At 63.4% G+C, this 15,294-nt stretch carries 17 protein-coding genes and 1 riboswitch; of the genes, 9 read left to right on the top strand and 8 right to left on the bottom strand.

Translation table 11 applies throughout. The features are described from left to right. Positions 1-8: 8 nt before the first annotated feature. The 4 genes from NIM87_RS14070 (at position 9) to rcdA (ending at position 1,627) form a co-directional block, all read left to right on the top strand. The gene (locus tag NIM87_RS14070; protein WP_254675330.1) at positions 9-191 is read left to right on the top strand and encodes a DUF1192 domain-containing protein; all 183 of its coding nucleotides are present in this window, start codon (positions 9-11) and stop codon (positions 189-191) included. Positions 192-343: 152 nt separating this feature from the next. After that, positions 344-580, top strand: a complete 237-nt coding sequence (locus NIM87_RS14065; protein ID WP_254675329.1) for a hypothetical protein — start codon at positions 344-346, stop codon at positions 578-580. Between the two features lie 34 nt (positions 581-614). Then, positions 615-824 carry a hypothetical protein gene (locus NIM87_RS14060; protein WP_254675328.1) on the top strand — a complete coding sequence of 70 codons (210 nt, stop codon included), beginning with the start codon at positions 615-617 and terminating at the stop codon, positions 822-824. 281 nt (positions 825-1,105) lie between these two features. Further along, entirely contained in the window at positions 1,106-1,627 is a 522-nt protein-coding gene (rcdA, locus tag NIM87_RS14055; RefSeq protein WP_254675327.1) for a protease adaptor protein RcdA, read from the top strand. 3 nt (positions 1,628-1,630) lie between these two features. Here rcdA and NIM87_RS14050 read toward each other — a convergent pair whose 3' ends face one another. Beyond that, on the bottom strand, positions 1,631-1,915 hold the full coding sequence (locus NIM87_RS14050; RefSeq protein WP_254675326.1) for a YciI family protein: 285 nt from the start codon (positions 1,913-1,915) through the stop codon (positions 1,631-1,633). 71 nt (positions 1,916-1,986) lie between these two features. Beyond that, positions 1,987-2,208 carry a 50S ribosomal protein L31 gene (gene rpmE, locus NIM87_RS14045; RefSeq protein WP_254675325.1) on the bottom strand — a complete coding sequence of 74 codons (222 nt, stop codon included), beginning with the start codon at positions 2,206-2,208 and terminating at the stop codon, positions 1,987-1,989. 246 nt (positions 2,209-2,454) lie between these two features. Here rpmE and NIM87_RS14040 point away from each other — a divergent pair, with 246 nt between their 5' ends. Continuing rightward, positions 2,455-4,272, top strand: a complete 1,818-nt coding sequence (locus NIM87_RS14040) for an ABC transporter ATP-binding protein (protein WP_254675324.1) — start codon at positions 2,455-2,457, stop codon at positions 4,270-4,272. A gap of 31 nt (positions 4,273-4,303) precedes the next feature. Here NIM87_RS14040 and NIM87_RS14035 read toward each other — a convergent pair whose 3' ends face one another. Next, complete coding sequence (locus tag NIM87_RS14035; RefSeq protein ID WP_254675323.1) at positions 4,304-5,023, bottom strand: thiamine diphosphokinase; 720 nt, start codon at positions 5,021-5,023, stop codon at positions 4,304-4,306. Between the two features lie 27 nt (positions 5,024-5,050). Beyond that, a riboswitch (TPP riboswitch) is annotated at positions 5,051-5,149 on the top strand. 71 nt (positions 5,150-5,220) lie between these two features. On the opposite strand from NIM87_RS14035, the gene thiB reads away from it, so the two are divergent. The 3 genes from thiB to NIM87_RS14020 all read left to right on the top strand — a co-directional run bounded on the left by thiB (position 5,221) and on the right by NIM87_RS14020 (position 8,607). Next, positions 5,221-6,225 (top strand): thiamine ABC transporter substrate binding subunit, encoded by a 1,005-nt coding sequence (gene thiB, locus NIM87_RS14030; protein WP_254675322.1) that lies wholly within the window; start codon positions 5,221-5,223, stop codon positions 6,223-6,225. Positions 6,226-6,392: 167 nt separating this feature from the next. Continuing rightward, a complete protein-coding gene (locus NIM87_RS14025; RefSeq protein ID WP_254675321.1) occupies positions 6,393-7,985 on the top strand; it encodes an ABC transporter permease family protein in 1,593 nt (530 codons plus the stop codon). Next, positions 7,969-8,607, top strand: a complete 639-nt coding sequence (locus tag NIM87_RS14020; protein WP_254675320.1) for an ATP-binding cassette domain-containing protein — start codon at positions 7,969-7,971, stop codon at positions 8,605-8,607. Before NIM87_RS14025 ends, NIM87_RS14020 begins: the two co-directional genes overlap by 17 nt. A 10-nt stretch (positions 8,608-8,617) precedes the next feature. Here the strand turns inward: NIM87_RS14020 and NIM87_RS14015 are convergent, their stop codons facing one another. Together NIM87_RS14015 and NIM87_RS14010 are read right to left on the bottom strand one after the other, a co-directional pair. Next, complete coding sequence (locus tag NIM87_RS14015) at positions 8,618-10,597, bottom strand: prolipoprotein diacylglyceryl transferase (RefSeq protein ID WP_254675319.1); 1,980 nt, start codon at positions 10,595-10,597, stop codon at positions 8,618-8,620. A gap of 48 nt (positions 10,598-10,645) precedes the next feature. Continuing rightward, positions 10,646-11,935: an adenylosuccinate synthase gene (locus tag NIM87_RS14010; RefSeq protein ID WP_254675318.1), complete on the bottom strand. Its 1,290-nt coding sequence runs from the start codon at positions 11,933-11,935 to the stop codon at positions 10,646-10,648. 156 nt (positions 11,936-12,091) lie between these two features. Between NIM87_RS14010 and NIM87_RS14005 the strand changes: the two genes are divergently transcribed. After that, positions 12,092-13,033 (top strand): DMT family transporter, encoded by a 942-nt coding sequence (locus tag NIM87_RS14005; protein ID WP_254675317.1) that lies wholly within the window; start codon positions 12,092-12,094, stop codon positions 13,031-13,033. 8 nt (positions 13,034-13,041) lie between these two features. Here the strand turns inward: NIM87_RS14005 and NIM87_RS14000 are convergent, their stop codons facing one another. The 3 genes from NIM87_RS14000 to serA all read right to left on the bottom strand — a co-directional run bounded on the left by NIM87_RS14000 (position 13,042) and on the right by serA (position 15,280). Further along, positions 13,042-13,335 carry a type II toxin-antitoxin system YafQ family toxin gene (locus tag NIM87_RS14000; protein WP_254675316.1) on the bottom strand — a complete coding sequence of 98 codons (294 nt, stop codon included), beginning with the start codon at positions 13,333-13,335 and terminating at the stop codon, positions 13,042-13,044. Positions 13,336-13,345: 10 nt separating this feature from the next. Further along, positions 13,346-13,627 carry a type II toxin-antitoxin system RelB/DinJ family antitoxin gene (locus NIM87_RS13995; RefSeq protein WP_254675315.1) on the bottom strand — a complete coding sequence of 94 codons (282 nt, stop codon included), beginning with the start codon at positions 13,625-13,627 and terminating at the stop codon, positions 13,346-13,348. A gap of 69 nt (positions 13,628-13,696) precedes the next feature. Further along, positions 13,697-15,280: a phosphoglycerate dehydrogenase gene (serA, locus tag NIM87_RS13990; protein ID WP_254675314.1), complete on the bottom strand. Its 1,584-nt coding sequence runs from the start codon at positions 15,278-15,280 to the stop codon at positions 13,697-13,699. Positions 15,281-15,294: the final 14 nt, after the last annotated feature.

Here is a 15,294-nt window from a genome sequence, read left to right as displayed (position 1 = left end):
AGGACGAAATGGATGAGGAACAGATCAAGCGCCCGGCCAGTCACGAGGTCGGGATGCGGCTCGATACGCTCTCGGTGGTCGAGCTTGAAGAGCGCATAGCCCTGTTGGAGGCCGAGATTGCCCGGTTGCGGGTGGCCATCGAGGCCAAGGATCAGTCACGCCGGGCCGCCGAATCCGCGTTCAAATTCTAACGCCATGGACCGACACGGCCAGATTGCTGATGGCACCAATTGCCGTGTGGCCGTTTCCGGTCCTGAGCCCTGTTAGTGTTAACAAGGGGTTATGGTTCGTTTCTCTCAAGCGTGCGGGTAGTTTTGCCCCATTGCTGGAAGAGGATTGCGGAATGGATTGGAATCTTTTGGGCGTGGCGCTGCTGTTGACGCTGAGCGGGCTTTATTTCCTGGAGTCCGAAAGGAACAGGGCGCCCCTGCAGGAACTCCCGGTCCGGGTGTTGACGCCGGCCCGCACGGCGCTGGAGCGGGCCTGGATGACCGAGCCGGTACAGGTGTTCATGCGGCAATTGCTGAGTGCACGCCACCGTCGCTCCAACCTTTGGCTTATGGACAAAGGCCGCTTCTAGTCCCATTTCGCTAAGGTTCACGGAGGAGATGGAAATGGTGCGACAGGACGATCTTATTCTCGAGGGCGTGCATGCCAGCGAAATTGCTTCCCTGCGGGCATTGGCCGATGGCGCCGTGCCGCCGGCGCGCCGGGACATCGTGCCACTCCATGCCAAGGGATGGGTCGATGTTATTGGCGATGACGCCATCATCACCCTGACCGGTCGTGCTCTGCTTGAGGGCAAATCGGTAAGGTTGCGCTGAAGTCAATCGACAGGGTTAAGAAACCTCTGCCTGTTAAGGCCAAATTAATGTTTGGGCGGTAACGTCAGGTTATTCAGATTGTTCTGGATTTTTCAGAGTGGTTTCTCCCTCTGTTTGACGCCTCCCTGTTAACTTCGAGAGCTGCAGTCTTGCGGCTCTTTTTCTTTTTCAGGGCCAGGTTTGGCGGGCCACGCTTCAACCACAAAATTAACAATACTGGGACCCTTCAAGTGACCCCTTGCCCGGTTCGGGCTAGCATCGGTCCATAGAGGAGACCCCCATTGGCCGACAATGGCGACACGAGGCAAGCAATCTCAATCGGTCCGCGTATCGTGGCGTCGAGTGGTTTTGATGCGCTCTACCGCGAAGGCATGGGCCTGATCGAGGCCGTGGCCGCTTATCTCGACGCCGATGGCCGGATCGAGAGCCGGGTGCTGCCGCGCGAAGCCGGCTTCCTCTACGCCACCGAATCCATGCGCCTGACCACGCGCCTGATGCAGCTGGCCTCGTGGCTCTTGTTGCAGCGGGCGGTCAATGAAGGCGAGATCTCGCGCGACAACGCCCGCTCCGAAAAGGAGAAGGTCAAGTTCTCCGCAACGCCCTCGCAGCGCGGCGGGCCGGGCTATGACGAGCTGCCGCGGGCGCTGCGCGACTTTATCGAAAAGGGCGACCGCCTGTTTGAGCGGGTGATGCAGCTCGACGCACTGGAAAAGGGCACTTTGCCGCCGATGACGCCGGGTGTTGCCAATGGCGTGGCCGACCAGCTCTCCCGCCTCAAGGCCGCCTTCGCCCGCGCCGAATAATTCTCAGGCCTTTAATCTTTCCAGACCCGGTGCAGTGCGGCTGAGCACCAGCTCGGTAATCTCATATTGCGCCACCCCCGCGATCACGAAAGGGTCGGTGGCGACCAGTGCCGCCAGCGCATCGCGCTGCCCATGGGCGAGGATGACGCCGCCAGTGCGTGGCTCCTTGCGGCCCGAGGCGAGGAAGATGCCCTTTTCATAGCCCTCTGCCACCCAGGCCATATGCGGCGCGATATGGGCGTCGACGGCATCGAGCGGCACGGTATAGGTCAGTGTCAGGATGAACATGCAGGTCCCCGGATAGCACAAAGCCCGGCGCGGGGGCCGGGCTTTGCTGAAAACTCGTCGAAGAGTTTGGCTTACATGCCAAGACCCTTGAAGCGCTCCTTGAAGCGCGAAACGCGGCCGCCGCGGTCCATCAGCTGGCCCGTGCCGCCGGTCCAGGCGGGATGGGTCTTGGAGTCGATGTCCAGCTGCAGCGTGTCGCCTTCCTTGCCCCAGGTCGAACGGGTCTGGTAGGTGGTGCCGTCGGTCATGACAACGTTGATGGTGTGGTAGTCGGGGTGAATGCCGGTCTTCATGGTTTGCCTCAAATCAAACGGGCGCCGCAGCGCCCGGAGAGCATCAATCTGGTGTTGTGGCGGCTTCCTACAGCAGAAGCTCGGGTTCTGCAAGAGTGCAGAACGCGTTGCCGCAAACAAGCGGGGTGAAGCCTGCCGCGGCATTTTTGCCCCGCCGCGCGTGGTTGCGGGGCGGGGGGGCAGCCCCTATATGGGGGCGGTCGCCGGCCCTAGCCGGTCCCGCAGCAAGAACGGCGTGTTCCAGCCATGACAGACCAGGCCGTTTCGGCAGCAACCGACCCCGAAAAGATCGTTTCCGAGGTCAAGGCGGCGCCGCGCCAGCTCCAACCCCTGCGCCGATTGTTTCCCTTCCTGCTGCGCTATCCGCTGCGGCTTGCTCTTACCGTCCTCTTCCTCCTGGTTTCGGCCATTTCCTCGCTGGCGATCCCGGCCGTGCTGGGCGGCGCGATTGACGAGGGCTTTGTCGCGCAGAACCTTGATAATGTCGGGCGCTATGGCTGGCTGATCATCGGCATCTCGGTGATCATGGCTGTGGCCAGCGGCGCGCGTTTCTACTTTATCTCGGTCATTGGCGAGCGTGTGGTTGCCGATCTGCGGCAGGCGGTGTTCGCCCATCTGCTGCAGCTTGAAACCCGCTATTTCGATACCCACCGGGTGGGCGAGCTGACCAGCCGCCTCAATGGCGACGTGACCGTCATTCGGGGCGCCGTCGGGTCAAGCTTCTCGCTGGCGCTGCGTTCGCTCGTCACTATCATTGGCGCCTTGACCATGATGATCCTCACCAGTCCGGTGCTGACGATTGCCGTGGTTGTGGCGCTGCCGGCGATCCTGTTCCCGGTGATGATCTATGCGCGGCGCCTGCGCGGCATGTCGCGCCGCACCCAGGATGCGCTGGCGGACCTCTCCGCCATGGCGACTGAAATGCTGGGCGCCAATCGCACGGTGAAGTCCTTTACCCAGGAACATGTGCAGGCCGCCCATTACGACACCAGCAGCGAGGCGAGCTACAGGGCCGAGGTCAAGCGTCTGGGCGCCCGCGCCTTTCTTGTGGGCATGGTGATCTTTCTTGGCACCGCCGCGCTGGTGGGGCTCGTGTGGTGGGGCGCCCGTGCGGTGTTCGACGGCTCGGTGACGGCCGGGCAATTGGGGCAGTTTCTCGTCTATGCGCTGATGGCGTCGGGCGCGCTGACCAATGTCTCGGAAGTGCTGGGCACCTTGCAGACGGTTTCGGGGGCCACGGAGCGCCTCACCGAAATCCTCGATACCAAGCCCGAAATCGTTGATCCCGCCCGGCCCGTGGCGCTGCCGACCCCGCCGCTTGGCACGGTGACCTTCACAGGTGTCAATTTTTCCTATGGCGAGGCGGGCAGCGACAAGGTGCTGACCAATGTCAGCTTCAGCGTCGGCAAGGGCGAGACCGTGGCGCTGGTCGGCCCCTCGGGGTCGGGCAAGTCGACGACGCTGTCGCTGCTGCAGCGCTTCTATGACGTCGACGCGGGGACTATCGCGGTGGACGGCGTCGATATCCGCGATGTGAAGCTGAGCGAGTTGCGGCAGCGTTTCGCCTATGTCGAGCAGGAGCCGATCATCTTTGCCGGCACCATTGCCGACAATATCCGTTTCGGCAAACCCGATGCGGCCATGGACGAGGTGATCGCGGCAGCCAAGGCGGCGCTGGTGGATGACTTCGTCACCGACCTGCCCGCCGGCTACGACACGGTGGTGGGCGAACGCGGCGTCATGCTCTCGGGCGGGCAGAAGCAACGCCTCGCCATTGCCCGCGCCATTTTGAAGAATGCCCCGATCCTGCTGCTCGACGAGGCCACCTCGGCGCTCGACGCGCAATCCGAGCGGTTGGTGCAACTGGCCCTGGAACACCTGATGGAAGGGCGGACCACGCTGGTCATCGCCCATCGTCTGGCAACGATCCGCGATGCCAATACCATCCTGGTGCTCGATGGCGGCGAGATCATCGACCATGGCACCCATGACCAGCTGGTCGCCAAGGGCGGCCGCTATGCCGACCTGGCAAAACTGCAGTTCAGGACGGCTGAGGCGGTTTAGGCCATTTACCCCCACCCAACCTCCCCTTTTTTCAGGGGGAGGCCAGGTGGGTGTGTTCCTCAGCCGCCTCACACGCTGCCACCATATCCCAGAGCCGCTCGCGCCCCAGGATCAGCAGCCAGGGTGTCTGGTCCTTCGGCACGATCTCAACCCGCCCGCCGGTGCCCTCGTTCGAGGTGCCCAGGCGCCCGGCCGGGTCGAGCAGCAGGTTGTTCATCGGATAGTAGAGGCCCTCGGTCCGCTCAAAGACAATCGGCACCAGAGGATGCACCGAGATGCGCTCCCTGGGCGCCGCGTCGAAGGCAAAGCGCCCTGAAATGGCGAGGGCGACGTCCACCTCATCGACCAGGATCACCCGGCGGCTGTGTGCCACTTCATGCAGGGCGCTCAGCGCCGCCAATGTGTGATCAAGCCGTTTGCCGGTCATGCCCAGGGCGAGGGTCACCGGCGCCTCGGTGGAATAGAGTGCCTTCTGGAAGTCGGTGGTGATCTGTTCGGGAATGTGGATGACGCTTGTGCGCTTTTCCCACGCCGCACGATCTTCGAGCGAATCAAGATCGCCCAGAATGGCCTCGGGAATGAGCCCGGCAGCGCCTATGGCATTGCCGCCGCCGTCAGCGCCGACAAGGGCCACCTGGCGCGCGGCCAGTTCGCGCAAAAGCGCGGGATCAACGGTGCCGCCGCCGACAATGGCCAGTGGTCGATCAAAGCTGAGCAGCAGTTTTTGGGTCGATGGATTGGGGGATTGCACTCTGGGTTCACTCTCAATAAGGTCCGCACCGTCTCGCTGGGGTGTTCCGGTTACCGCCGGAGCTGAGAGTTACCCATAGAACCTGAACCAGGTCATGCTGGCGGAGGAAGTTCGAGATGGCAAGGGTGCCCTCGCGCGTCCTTACCATTGACACATCCCTTCACCCATGGCCGCACACCAAACGAAGGGAGACCAAAATGGTCAAATCCTCCTCGCTGGCGCTTGCGGTCCTTATTGCCGGATTTTCCGGCAGTGCAATCGCACAGGGCAAGCCCACCCTCACTATCTACACCTATGACGGCTTTGCCTCGGAATGGGGTCCGGGCGTGCCGCTCAAGGACGGCTTTGAAGCCACCTGCAATTGCACGGTCAATTGGGTGGCCGCCGACTCGTCCATCGGCACGCTGCGCAAGGTGCAGCTTGAGGGCGAAAGCACCGAGGCCGATATGATCCTGGGGCTCGATACCGCCATTGCCGGAGAGGCACGGGCCACAGGGCTCTTTGCCGATCATGGCTTGGCGCTGAGCGATCTCGCCCTGCCGGGCGAATGGACCGATGCGCAGTTCGTGCCCTTCGACTATTCGCACTTCGCCTTCATGCACGACACCGACACCATGCCGGTGCCGCCGGCCTCGTTTGAAGAGCTGATCGCACTGCCCGACGACATCAAGATCGCCATCCAGGACCCGCGCTCGGCCACGCCGGGCCTTGGGCTGATGCTCTGGGTCAAGGCCGCCTACGGCGAGCGCGCCCCGGAAATCTGGGCGGGCCTCAAGCCGCATATCCTCACCATTACCCGCGAGTGGAGCGAGAGCTATGCGCTGTTCCTCGATGGGGAAGCGGATATGGTCCTGTCCTACACCACATCGCCGGCCTACCACATTTTTGACGAGGATGATCACACCATCAAGGCGGCCATGTTCAGTGAAGGACATTTCCCGCAGATCGAAGTGGCGGGGATATTGAAATCCTCCGACCAGCAGGATCTGGCCCGCGATTTCCTCGCCTATCTGACCTCGGTCGAAGGGCAGAAAGTGATCCCGACCACCAATTGGATGTTCCCGGTCGTCGATCTGGGCACCGAGCTGGACGCGTCCTTTGAAGGTCTGCCGCAGCCGGACAAGACGCTTACACTCGAGGAAAGCGAGATTATCGCCAATTCCCCGGCGTGGATCGAAGAGATGCTGGCGGCGGTGCAGTAGAGGTCCGCACTCGTGGAAAGGTCCCCCTCACCCGTCTCGGCTTCCGGCCGATCCACCCTCTCCCCGCTGGGGAGAGGCACAAGGGTGGACGCTGTGCCATGCTTCTCGCCCTCGGGGAGAAGCTGGCGCGCAGCGCCGGATGAGGGGGATGTCGGGGCAGGGCGCCCATGCTGACCCTCCCCCGCCGACCCCTTCGGATCGCCACTGCCACCGGGTTGACCCTCATCATCGCGGCGCTGATCGTTGCGGTGCTCTGGGCCATTCTCGATGCGGCGACAGGCGCCAGCGGCGGATCGCGGGTGGATCTCGCCCATCTGCTGCGGATGACGGCGCTGCAGGCCGGGCTGACCATGGTGCTCTCGCTGGGTGTGGGCGTGGCCGTGGCCTGGGCGCTCAACCGGCTGCGGTTTTTTGGGCGCGATCTGGTGGTGGGGCTGTTTGCGGCGGCTATTGTCACGCCGGGCATGGTGGTTGCCTTCGGGCTGCTGTCCATCTGGGGACGCAATGGCTGGATCAACCAGGCGGCGCAGTCGCTGTTCGGGTTCAGCTTCGACAGTCCCGCCTATGGGTTGTCGGGCATTCTCATCGCCCATGTGGTGCTCGATGGTGCCTTTGCCGCCCGCATCTTGCTGGCGCGGCTCGATGCCATTGCGCAGAGCCGGCTCAAGGTCGGACAGTCGCTGGGGCTTGGCGCGGTGCAGCGCTTCAGGCTGATCGACTGGCCGGCCATGCGTGGCAGCCTGCCGGGCCTGGGTGCGATCATTTTTCTTCTGGCCTTCACCAGCTTTCCCATCGTGCTGCTGCTGGGTGGCGGCCCGGCCAACCAGACGCTGGAAGTGGCGATCTACACCGCAGTGCGGCTCGATTTCGATCTCGCGGGCGCGGTGCGGCTGGCGCTGACGCAAATTGCAGTCTGTTCCGTCGTCATCCTCATCGCCTCGGCCTTCACGCCGGTGCCGTCGGCGCTCAGCCGTTCCGCCCAGCCCAATTGGCGCGATGCACGGCCGGTGCGCGCGGTGCAATGGCTGGTGCTGGTGCTGGCGACACTGGGCTTTGCGCTGCCCCTGCTCAATGTCCTTTATGAGGGGCTGGCGGGCGGATTGTTCCGGGTGCTCGAACAGGCCAGTTTCTGGCGTGCCACGGCCACCAGCGTCATTATTGGTGCCAGCTCTGCTGCGCTTACCTTGGCACTGGCGCTGGTTCTGGCGCTGGGGCGGAGCGCCACCGCTCAGCGGGTCGGGCGCACCCTGCTCGGTGTCCCGGCCTATGCTTATCTTGCGGTGCCAGCGGTGGTGCTGTCGCTGGGTTTTTTCCTTTTGGTGCGCGCCCTGGGCGTGCCGTCCGGCGCGGCCGCCCCGGTGGTGGTGGTCATTGCCAATAGCCTTCTGTCGCTGCCCTTTGCCATGGCGACGCTGGGGCCGCCGCTCGATGCGGTTCTGCGCTCGCGCGGCAAGCTGATCCGTTCGCTGGGTCTCTCGGGCTGGCAGCAGTTCACGGCCATCGAATATCCGCTGCTGGGGCGCGACATCGGGCTGATGCTGGCGCTGGCCTTCTGCTTTTCGCTGGGGGACCTGGGGGTGATTGCGCTCTTTGGCACGCAGGATTTCCAGACCCTGCCGCTGATGATGTATCGGGCCCTTGGCTCGTACCGCAGCAATGATGCGGCGGCGATTGCGGCACTCCTGCTGATCTTTACCATTGCCGCCTTTGTCGGCCTGCCGCGCCTTATCGAGAGGATCGCCCATGCTCCGCGCCGATGACCTGGTCTTTGCCTATCCGGGGCAGGGCGAGCCCTATCGATTTACCCTCGAGGCCATGCCGGGCACGGTCACGGCAATTTCTGGCGCCAGCGGGTCGGGCAAGTCGACGCTGCTTGATCTCCTGGCCGGATTTATCCGCCCCACCAGCGGATCGCTTAGTCTGGATGGCGTCGGCCTGCTGTCCCTCCCGCCAGAGACGCGACCTGTGTCCCTGTTGCTGCAGGCCGACAACCTCTTCGAGCACCTGAGCGCCGCAGAAAATGCCGCCCTCGGCCTGCCACGCGGGACGCCAAAGGCCGATGGCAAGGCGCGGGTCGCAACGGCCCTCGCCGAGGTTGGACTATCGGGTTTTGAGGACAGGATCGCGTCGAACCTGTCGGGGGGACAAAAGCAGCGCGTGGCACTGGCGCGCACCCTGTTGCGCGACCGGCCGGTGCTGCTGCTGGACGAGCCCTTCTCGGCGCTGGATGATGAAACCCGCAAGACCACGCGAGAACTCGTGGGTGATCTGACCCGCCGGCATGGCTGGCACACGGTGCTGGTCAGCCACCACGCCGACGACATTGCAGCGCTGGCCGAGGCTCATTACCGCATCGTTGATGGCCGGCTCGAACGCGCCTGAGGCGCGCCCGCTATTCGGCCCAGGCCGCCAGAACCGTATCAAACAGGGCCTCGGCCTCTTCGTCCTTTTCGAGCGTCAGGATGGCGTTGCGGCCCGTGCCATAGACAATGGCAAGATCGAGCCAGCGGCGGCTGCCCAGCAGGTTGGTATTGGTGGTCAGGTCGCTCGGCGAGGCGCTGAGGGCAAAGAGGAATGAATTGCCCACGACGCGCGCCGCGGCACCGGCCAGAGCCGTGCCAGGAACCAGTTCCTCGTCCTTGAGCAGCACACCGGCCAGCGTTGCTATCGAGCCGCCGATGAAGGTATCGGGCACATCGAAGCTGATTTCCATCAGGTGGCTGGCGGGCAGAACCGGATCGTTGTTCTTGCGGATGATAATCGAGACACCCAGGTTGCGCGCCGGAATGCTGGCCTGGGCCTGCAAGGTCGGCAGGCCGATTTCGTCGCTGCCCTGGGTCCATTCGACGGTGCCCGAGAAGGGCACGGCGCCGCCCTGACCATTGGTCGAGGCTTCGAGCAGCAGGGACTGATTGCCGGCCAGTACCGCCGGATCGACGCTGGCTGCAGGGTCCTCGGTGGCGGCAATGGACGTATCCTCGCCCGAAAGCCGCTCCTCTGTTTTGGTCTCGCCGTCAATGGAGGGCAACACGGTTTCGTTGCCGGTCGGGGTCACGGCTTCCGGCGTCGGTTCGAGACGGTCTTCGTCGGTCACTTCGAGCGCGCTGGTGGGCTCGGTGGCGGCCGTGGTGGCGGTATTGCCGGGGCCTGAAGCGCCCTCTGTGTCGGTTGGGGCCGGAGTGGCGGCGCTGTCCATGGTGGGCAGGCTGGCCGGCTCGGTGGTGGTCACCGGCTGGGTCACGGCTGTCTGAGTGCGCCCGAACATCTGGTCAAGATCGACATAGCCTTCGCGCCAGGCCCAGAAGCCTGCGCCACCGACGCCAGCCAGCAGCACGACAAAGACGATGAGAAAGATGGTCAGCCCTGCGCCGGAGCGGCGCTCGGCACCAACCGGCGCAAAACCGGCATCCTCGTCCTGTTGGCTGGCCTCGACGGCGGCATTGTCTTCGCGTTCCGGCGGCGGCTCTGTGGCTTCGCCACGGGCTTCGCGGTCAAGGGTCTCGATGGCGCGTTCGATGGCGCCTTCGGCGGCGCGGGCATCGTCCTGCTCAATTTCGACTTCACGGACGCTCGACAGCGCCGGATCGACCGGCAATGGCGGTTCGATGATAACCGGTTCGGTCAGCACCGGCTGGCTGGCGAGGGCCGTGCTGCCCAGCATCGGCTCAATGCGCGGCGCCACGGTTGTCGCGGATACGGCCTGGGTGTTGCCGCTGCTCGCTGGCGGTCGCGGCGTGAACGTCAGGGGCCGGGTAGGCTTGTCTTCGACAGGCGCGACGGGGGCATCGGTTTTTGCCGGCTTGTCATCGCTCAGCAGCACCGCGCCGCTGGTCTGGGCGGCCTGGGCGATGATGGATTCGATAGAGTCCCGGGGAGACGGCGTTTCCACGCCCGGCTCTTTGACGGGTTCTTCCGGCGCAGCAGACTTGGGCTCGGGCGGGGCCTCGACCGGCACGGCGGCCGGAGCGGGCTCGACCGGCTTTGGGGTCGGCTCGGCTTCGGGTGAGGTTGCGGGCGGCTTGGCTTCGCTCGCGACGCTGACCTCGGCCAGCTTGGGCTGCGGCTGCGGTTGTGGCGGAGGCGTTGGCCGCACGTTGAGGGCAGGAGTGTCGGGCGCCGGACGTGCCGCCAGGGGGCCGTCGCGTCCGAGGCTGATGACGGCCTCGCTGGCTTCCTGTTCGACCTGACGGATACAATCTTCGAGCTGCAGGCGATGCTGGGTGATGTCGCGCGCCGGGAGCGGTGGCTGGATGGCGCGAAGCTGGCCCACCAGAGCCGAGCGCGCCTTCTCATAGACTGCACGCCGGGCAGCCCCGTTGTTCTCCGGCAGCGCCGAAATCGCCCGACGCAACAGCTCCTTGTAATCCGCCATTGGCTACTTGGTACTCACTATGACAGCGCAGTCTTGTATCAAAATTTCTCAGTCTTGGAATGGGTCAACCACAAGGATGGTATCCGCCCTTTCTGGAGAAGTTGATAACAGGGCAACCGGGGCCCCGATCAGCTCCTCGATGTAGCGTACATATTTGACAGCCTGGGCCGGCAATTCGGCCCAGCTGCGGGCGCCAGCCGTGGTTTCGGACCAACCTTCGAGGGTCTCGTAGATTGGCTTAACCCGCGCCTGTGCTCCCATTGAGGCAGGCAAATAATCAATGCGTGATCCGTCCAGCTCGTAGCCGACGCAGACCTTGATCTCCTTGAGCCCGTCGAGCACGTCGAGCTTGGTCAGCGCAATGCCGGTGATGCCCGAGGTCTTGACGGTCTGGCGCACCAGCACGGCGTCGAACCAGCCGCAGCGGCGCGGACGGCCGGTGTTGACGCCCACTTCGCGCCCGACCACGGCCAGGTGCTTGCCGATCTCGTCGTCCAGCTCGCAGGGGAAGGGGCCTTCGCCGACGCGGGTGGTATAGGCCTTGGTGATGCCCAGCACATAGCCGATGGCCGTGGGGCCGAGGCCCGAACCGGCGGCGGCCTGGCCGGCGACAGTGTTGGACGAGGTCACGAAGGGATAGGTGCCGTGATCATTGTCGAGCAGGGCGCCCTGGGCGCCTTCGAACAGGATGCGGGCGCCGGACTTGCGCTTGTCTTCGAGCACGCGCCAGACCTGATCCATGAAGGGCAGGATTTCCCCGGCAATCGAGGTCAGTTCCTCGTAGATAGTGGCCGCGGCGATTTCATCAAGGCCCATGCCACGGCGCAGCGCGTTGTGATGGGTCAGCAGCCGTTCGATCTTGGGCATCAGCGTTTCGGGTTCGCTGAGGTCAACCAGGCGAATGGCGCGGCGGCCAACCTTGTCCTCATAGGCCGGGCCGATGCCGCGACGGGTGGTGCCGATCTTGAGCCCGGAATTGGCGTCCTCGCGGATGCCGTCGAGTTCCCGGTGCAGGGAGAGAATCAGCGGCGCATTGTCGGCAATGCGCAGGATCTTGGGCGTGATCTCGACGCCCTGGGCGCGCAGCTTGGCCATTTCGGCGACAAAGTGGTGCGGGTCGACCACCACGCCATTGCCGATGACCGAGAGCTTGCCCTGGACCAGGCCCGAGGGCAGCAGGGCGAGCTTGTAGCTGACGCCGTCGATGACCAGCGTATGGCCGGCATTGTGCCCGCCGTGGAAGCGCACGACAACGTCGGCGCGCTCCGACAGCCAGTCCACAATCTTGCCCTTGCCCTCGTCGCCCCATTGTGAGCCGACGACAACCACATTCGCCATAATCCAGACTTCCCCAAAGCAAGCACAACAATGGTTCCAGCCCTTAAGCGGAACCCTACGATGATAGGACCAACGTCCCCTCGACCACCCTTTGTCGGGTTTGACTGCGGCCGAATAACTGTTAAGTCCGACTGTCCTTACATCACCCGGGCGACGATGACAAAGCCGCAAGATCTGCAAAAGAGCGGCATTTTCGCCCGCGTTCTCGATCAACCCTATCTGCTTCTGGTGCTTGCTCCGCTTTTCTGGGGCGGCAATGTGGTGGCGGCCAAGCTCACCGTGGGGCAAATCGACCCGTTTTTGCTGCTGGCCAGCCGCTGCGTGCTCGCAACTGCCTTTATCGTGCCGTTTGCCTGGCCGCACCTGAAGGGCGACTGGCCGGTGCTGCGCCGCTATTGGGCGGTGCTGATGGCCTATGGCGTTGTCGGTTATGCCCTCTTCAATGGCTTCCTGTATCTGGGGCTGCAGACGACGACAGCAGTCAATTCGGCCATCGAGCAGGCCTCGCTGCCCATGCTGATTCTGGGTGCCAATTTCATTTTCTTCCGGGTGCGGGCGCGGCCGATCCAGATCATCGGCGTGCTGCTGGCCATCACCGGGGTGGTGCTGACCGCCACCCATGGCGACCTGACCCGCATCGTAACGCTCGACATCAACCTGGGCGACGGCTTCGTCATGCTCGCGTGCCTGGCTTATACGGCCTATACGCTGGCGCTGCGCTTCCGCCCCAAAATGCACATTCTGAGCTTTATGGCGGTGTCTTTCTTCGGCGCAGCCGTAACGGCCGTCATCATGCTGGCGCTGTTCGGGGGCGGTTTGGGGACGGTGACGACCCTGGCCAGCGCGCCGCCGGTGGTGTGGGCGGTGATTGCTTATGTGGCAGTCTTCCCGTCCATGTTCAGCCAGGTGGCCTATGCCCGCGGCGTGGAACTGGTTGGCGCCAATCGCGCCGCGCCCAGCCATAACCTCATCCCGGTGTTCGGTACGCTCGGTTCGGTGATCATTCTGGGCGAGCGGCTGGAGTTTTATCACTTCATCGCGGCGGCCATCATCATCTCGGGCATTCTTCTCGCCGAATGGGCGGCCCGGCGCGGCTGATTTCCCGCCTACGCTTCAAAGAGATCGGCATGGGTGCCCGCGCGGACGAAAATGACCATGCCGGCCTTTCCAGTGTCCTCGATCTTGTAAGCCAATAGGAAATCGCCGCCAATGTGGCATTCGCGATGGCCGGCCCAATCACCTTTCAGGGCGTGGTCAAGCCATTCGGGACCGAGCGGTGCGTCATTTGCGACCAGCAGCAGCATGACATGCTTTAGTCGATTGAGGTCATAGCGGCCAGAGCGGGCCAGACGCTCCCAGTCCTTGAGGAACGTTTTTGTATAGTCGGCCGCCCGCGGCAAGCCCGCCCGCTTACTGCTTGCCGGTCTTTTCAAGGTCTTCGATCAACTCGTTGCTGGTCGAAAAGCGCGCCTTGCCAGTCCGCCCAATCTCGTCCGCTTCCGCCATGGCGGCGCGCGTCTCGGCATTGGGAACTTTTAGTTCCAACGGAAATGCTTGATCGATCACGACGCGGCGCAGGAACAGGCGCACCGCATCGGATACCGAAAGGCCCATCGCGTTGAGAGCCTCTGTGGCTTTTTCTTTAGTGTCGTCGTCCACGCGAACGTGGAGCATGGAACTTTGCGTAGCCATGAGTGACCTCCTGCACCAATATGTATCTCAATTGAGACAAGATCAAGGTGCAGGAGGCAGTTCGACGGCTCAGAACGTCAGGGCTTTGGCCTGCTTGACGCCTTCGAGCTTGGCGATCTGGCCAAGCTGGTCTTCGGTCAGTGTGCCATCGATGGAGACCAGCGCGATGGCGTCGCCGCCCACATCGGCACGGCCGAGGTTGAAGTTGGCGATGTTGATGTTGAGCGCGCCCAGAGTGGTGCCGAGACGGCCGATATGGCCCGGCTTGTCCTCATTGGTGACATAGAGCATGTGGGGCGTGACTTCGGCCTCCATGTTGATGTCCTTGACCTGGATGATGCGGGGCTTGCCGTTGACGAACAGCGTGCCGGCAACGCCGCGGGTCTGGCGTTCGGTGGTCACGGTCAGGCGGATATAGCCTTCATAGGCACCCTGCTGGTCGCGGGTGGTGGTTTCCACCAGAATGCCGCGATCCTTGGCGATCTGGGGGGCGGAGACCATGTTGATATCGCCCAGCGAAGGCTTGAGCACGCCGTTGATGGCAGCAGCGATCATCGGCTTGGTATTGAGCCCGGCCGGGGTGCCTTCGAACTCGATCTGGATGCCCTTGATCGCGGTTTCGGTGAGCTGGCCGGCAAAGGACCCCAGCGTTTCGGCCAGCTTCACCCAGGGGGTGATGATCGGTGCTTCTTCGGCCGAGATCGATGGGAAGTTCAGCGCATTGGTGATTTCGCCGCTCATCAGATAGGCCGAAATCTGTTCGGCAACCTGCAGGGCCACATTCTCCTGGGCTTCTGTGGTCGAAGCGCCAAGATGGGGCGTGCAGATGACATTGGGCAGCTCGAACAACGGATTGTTCTCGGCCGGCTCCACCAGGAACACGTCGAGCGCCGCACCGGCCACCTGGCCCGACTTCAGCGCCGCATAAAGCGCCTCTTCATCGATCAATCCGCCACGGGCACAATTGATGATACGCACGCCCTTCTTGGTCTTGGCCAGGGTCTCGGCATTGAGAATGTTGCGAGTGGCGTCGATCAGCGGGGTGTGCAGGGTAATAAAGTCGGCGCGGGCCAGCAGCTCGTCCAGCTCAACCTTTTCAACGCCCATGGTCTGGGCGCGCTCGGGGGTGAGGAAGGGATCAAAGGCGATGACCTTCATGCGCAGGCCCTGCGCCCGGTCGGCGACGATCGAGCCGATATTGCCGGCTCCGATCAGGCCAAGGGTCTTGCTGGTCACTTCGACGCCCATGAAGCGGTTCTTTTCCCACTTGCTGGCGCGGGTGGATGCATCGGCCTCGGGCAGCTGGCGGGCCAGCGCCATCATCATGGAAATGGCGTGCTCGGCGGTGGTGATCGAATTGCCGAAGGGCGTGTTCATCACGATGATGCCCTTCTTGGTCGCTGCCGGAATATCGACATTGTCGACACCAATGCCGGCGCGCCCGATGACCTTGAGATTGGTCGCTGCCGAGATGATCTTTTCGGTGACCTTGGTGGCCGAGCGGATCGCCAGGCCATCATACTGGCCGATGACCTCGAACAGCTTGTCCTTATCCTTGCCCAGGTCGGGCAGGTAGTCGACCTCGACGCCATTGTCCTTGAAGATCTGGACGGCGGTCGGGCTCAGTTTGTCGGAAACGAGAACTTTTGGCATTTTGGGATGTCCTG

The organism is Devosia ureilytica, from assembly GCF_024273195.1.
In the GTDB taxonomy this organism is placed as follows: domain Bacteria; phylum Pseudomonadota; class Alphaproteobacteria; order Rhizobiales; family Devosiaceae; genus Devosia; species Devosia ureilytica.
This window is presented reverse-complemented; position numbering and strand designations above follow the sequence as displayed.

Coding starts and splice junctions, on each gene's coding strand:
- NIM87_RS14070 (WP_254675330.1), top strand. CDS start 9: ATGGATGAGGAACAGATCAAGCGCCCGGCCAGTCACGAGGTCGGGATG.
- NIM87_RS14065 (WP_254675329.1), top strand. CDS start 344: ATGGATTGGAATCTTTTGGGCGTGGCGCTGCTGTTGACGCTGAGCGGG.
- NIM87_RS14060 (WP_254675328.1), top strand. CDS start 615: ATGGTGCGACAGGACGATCTTATTCTCGAGGGCGTGCATGCCAGCGAA.
- NIM87_RS14050 (WP_254675326.1), bottom strand. CDS start 1,915: ATGTTCATCCTGACACTGACCTATACCGTGCCGCTCGATGCCGTCGAC.
- rpmE (WP_254675325.1), bottom strand. CDS start 2,208: ATGAAGACCGGCATTCACCCCGACTACCACACCATCAACGTTGTCATG.
- NIM87_RS14040 (WP_254675324.1), top strand. CDS start 2,455: ATGACAGACCAGGCCGTTTCGGCAGCAACCGACCCCGAAAAGATCGTT.
- thiB (WP_254675322.1), top strand. CDS start 5,221: ATGGTCAAATCCTCCTCGCTGGCGCTTGCGGTCCTTATTGCCGGATTT.
- NIM87_RS14025 (WP_254675321.1), top strand. CDS start 6,393: ATGCTGACCCTCCCCCGCCGACCCCTTCGGATCGCCACTGCCACCGGG.
- NIM87_RS14020 (WP_254675320.1), top strand. CDS start 7,969: ATGCTCCGCGCCGATGACCTGGTCTTTGCCTATCCGGGGCAGGGCGAG.
- NIM87_RS14015 (WP_254675319.1), bottom strand. CDS start 10,597: ATGGCGGATTACAAGGAGCTGTTGCGTCGGGCGATTTCGGCGCTGCCG.
- NIM87_RS14010 (WP_254675318.1), bottom strand. CDS start 11,935: ATGGCGAATGTGGTTGTCGTCGGCTCACAATGGGGCGACGAGGGCAAG.
- NIM87_RS14005 (WP_254675317.1), top strand. CDS start 12,092: ATGACAAAGCCGCAAGATCTGCAAAAGAGCGGCATTTTCGCCCGCGTT.
- NIM87_RS13995 (WP_254675315.1), bottom strand. CDS start 13,627: ATGGCTACGCAAAGTTCCATGCTCCACGTTCGCGTGGACGACGACACT.
- serA (WP_254675314.1), bottom strand. CDS start 15,280: ATGCCAAAAGTTCTCGTTTCCGACAAACTGAGCCCGACCGCCGTCCAG.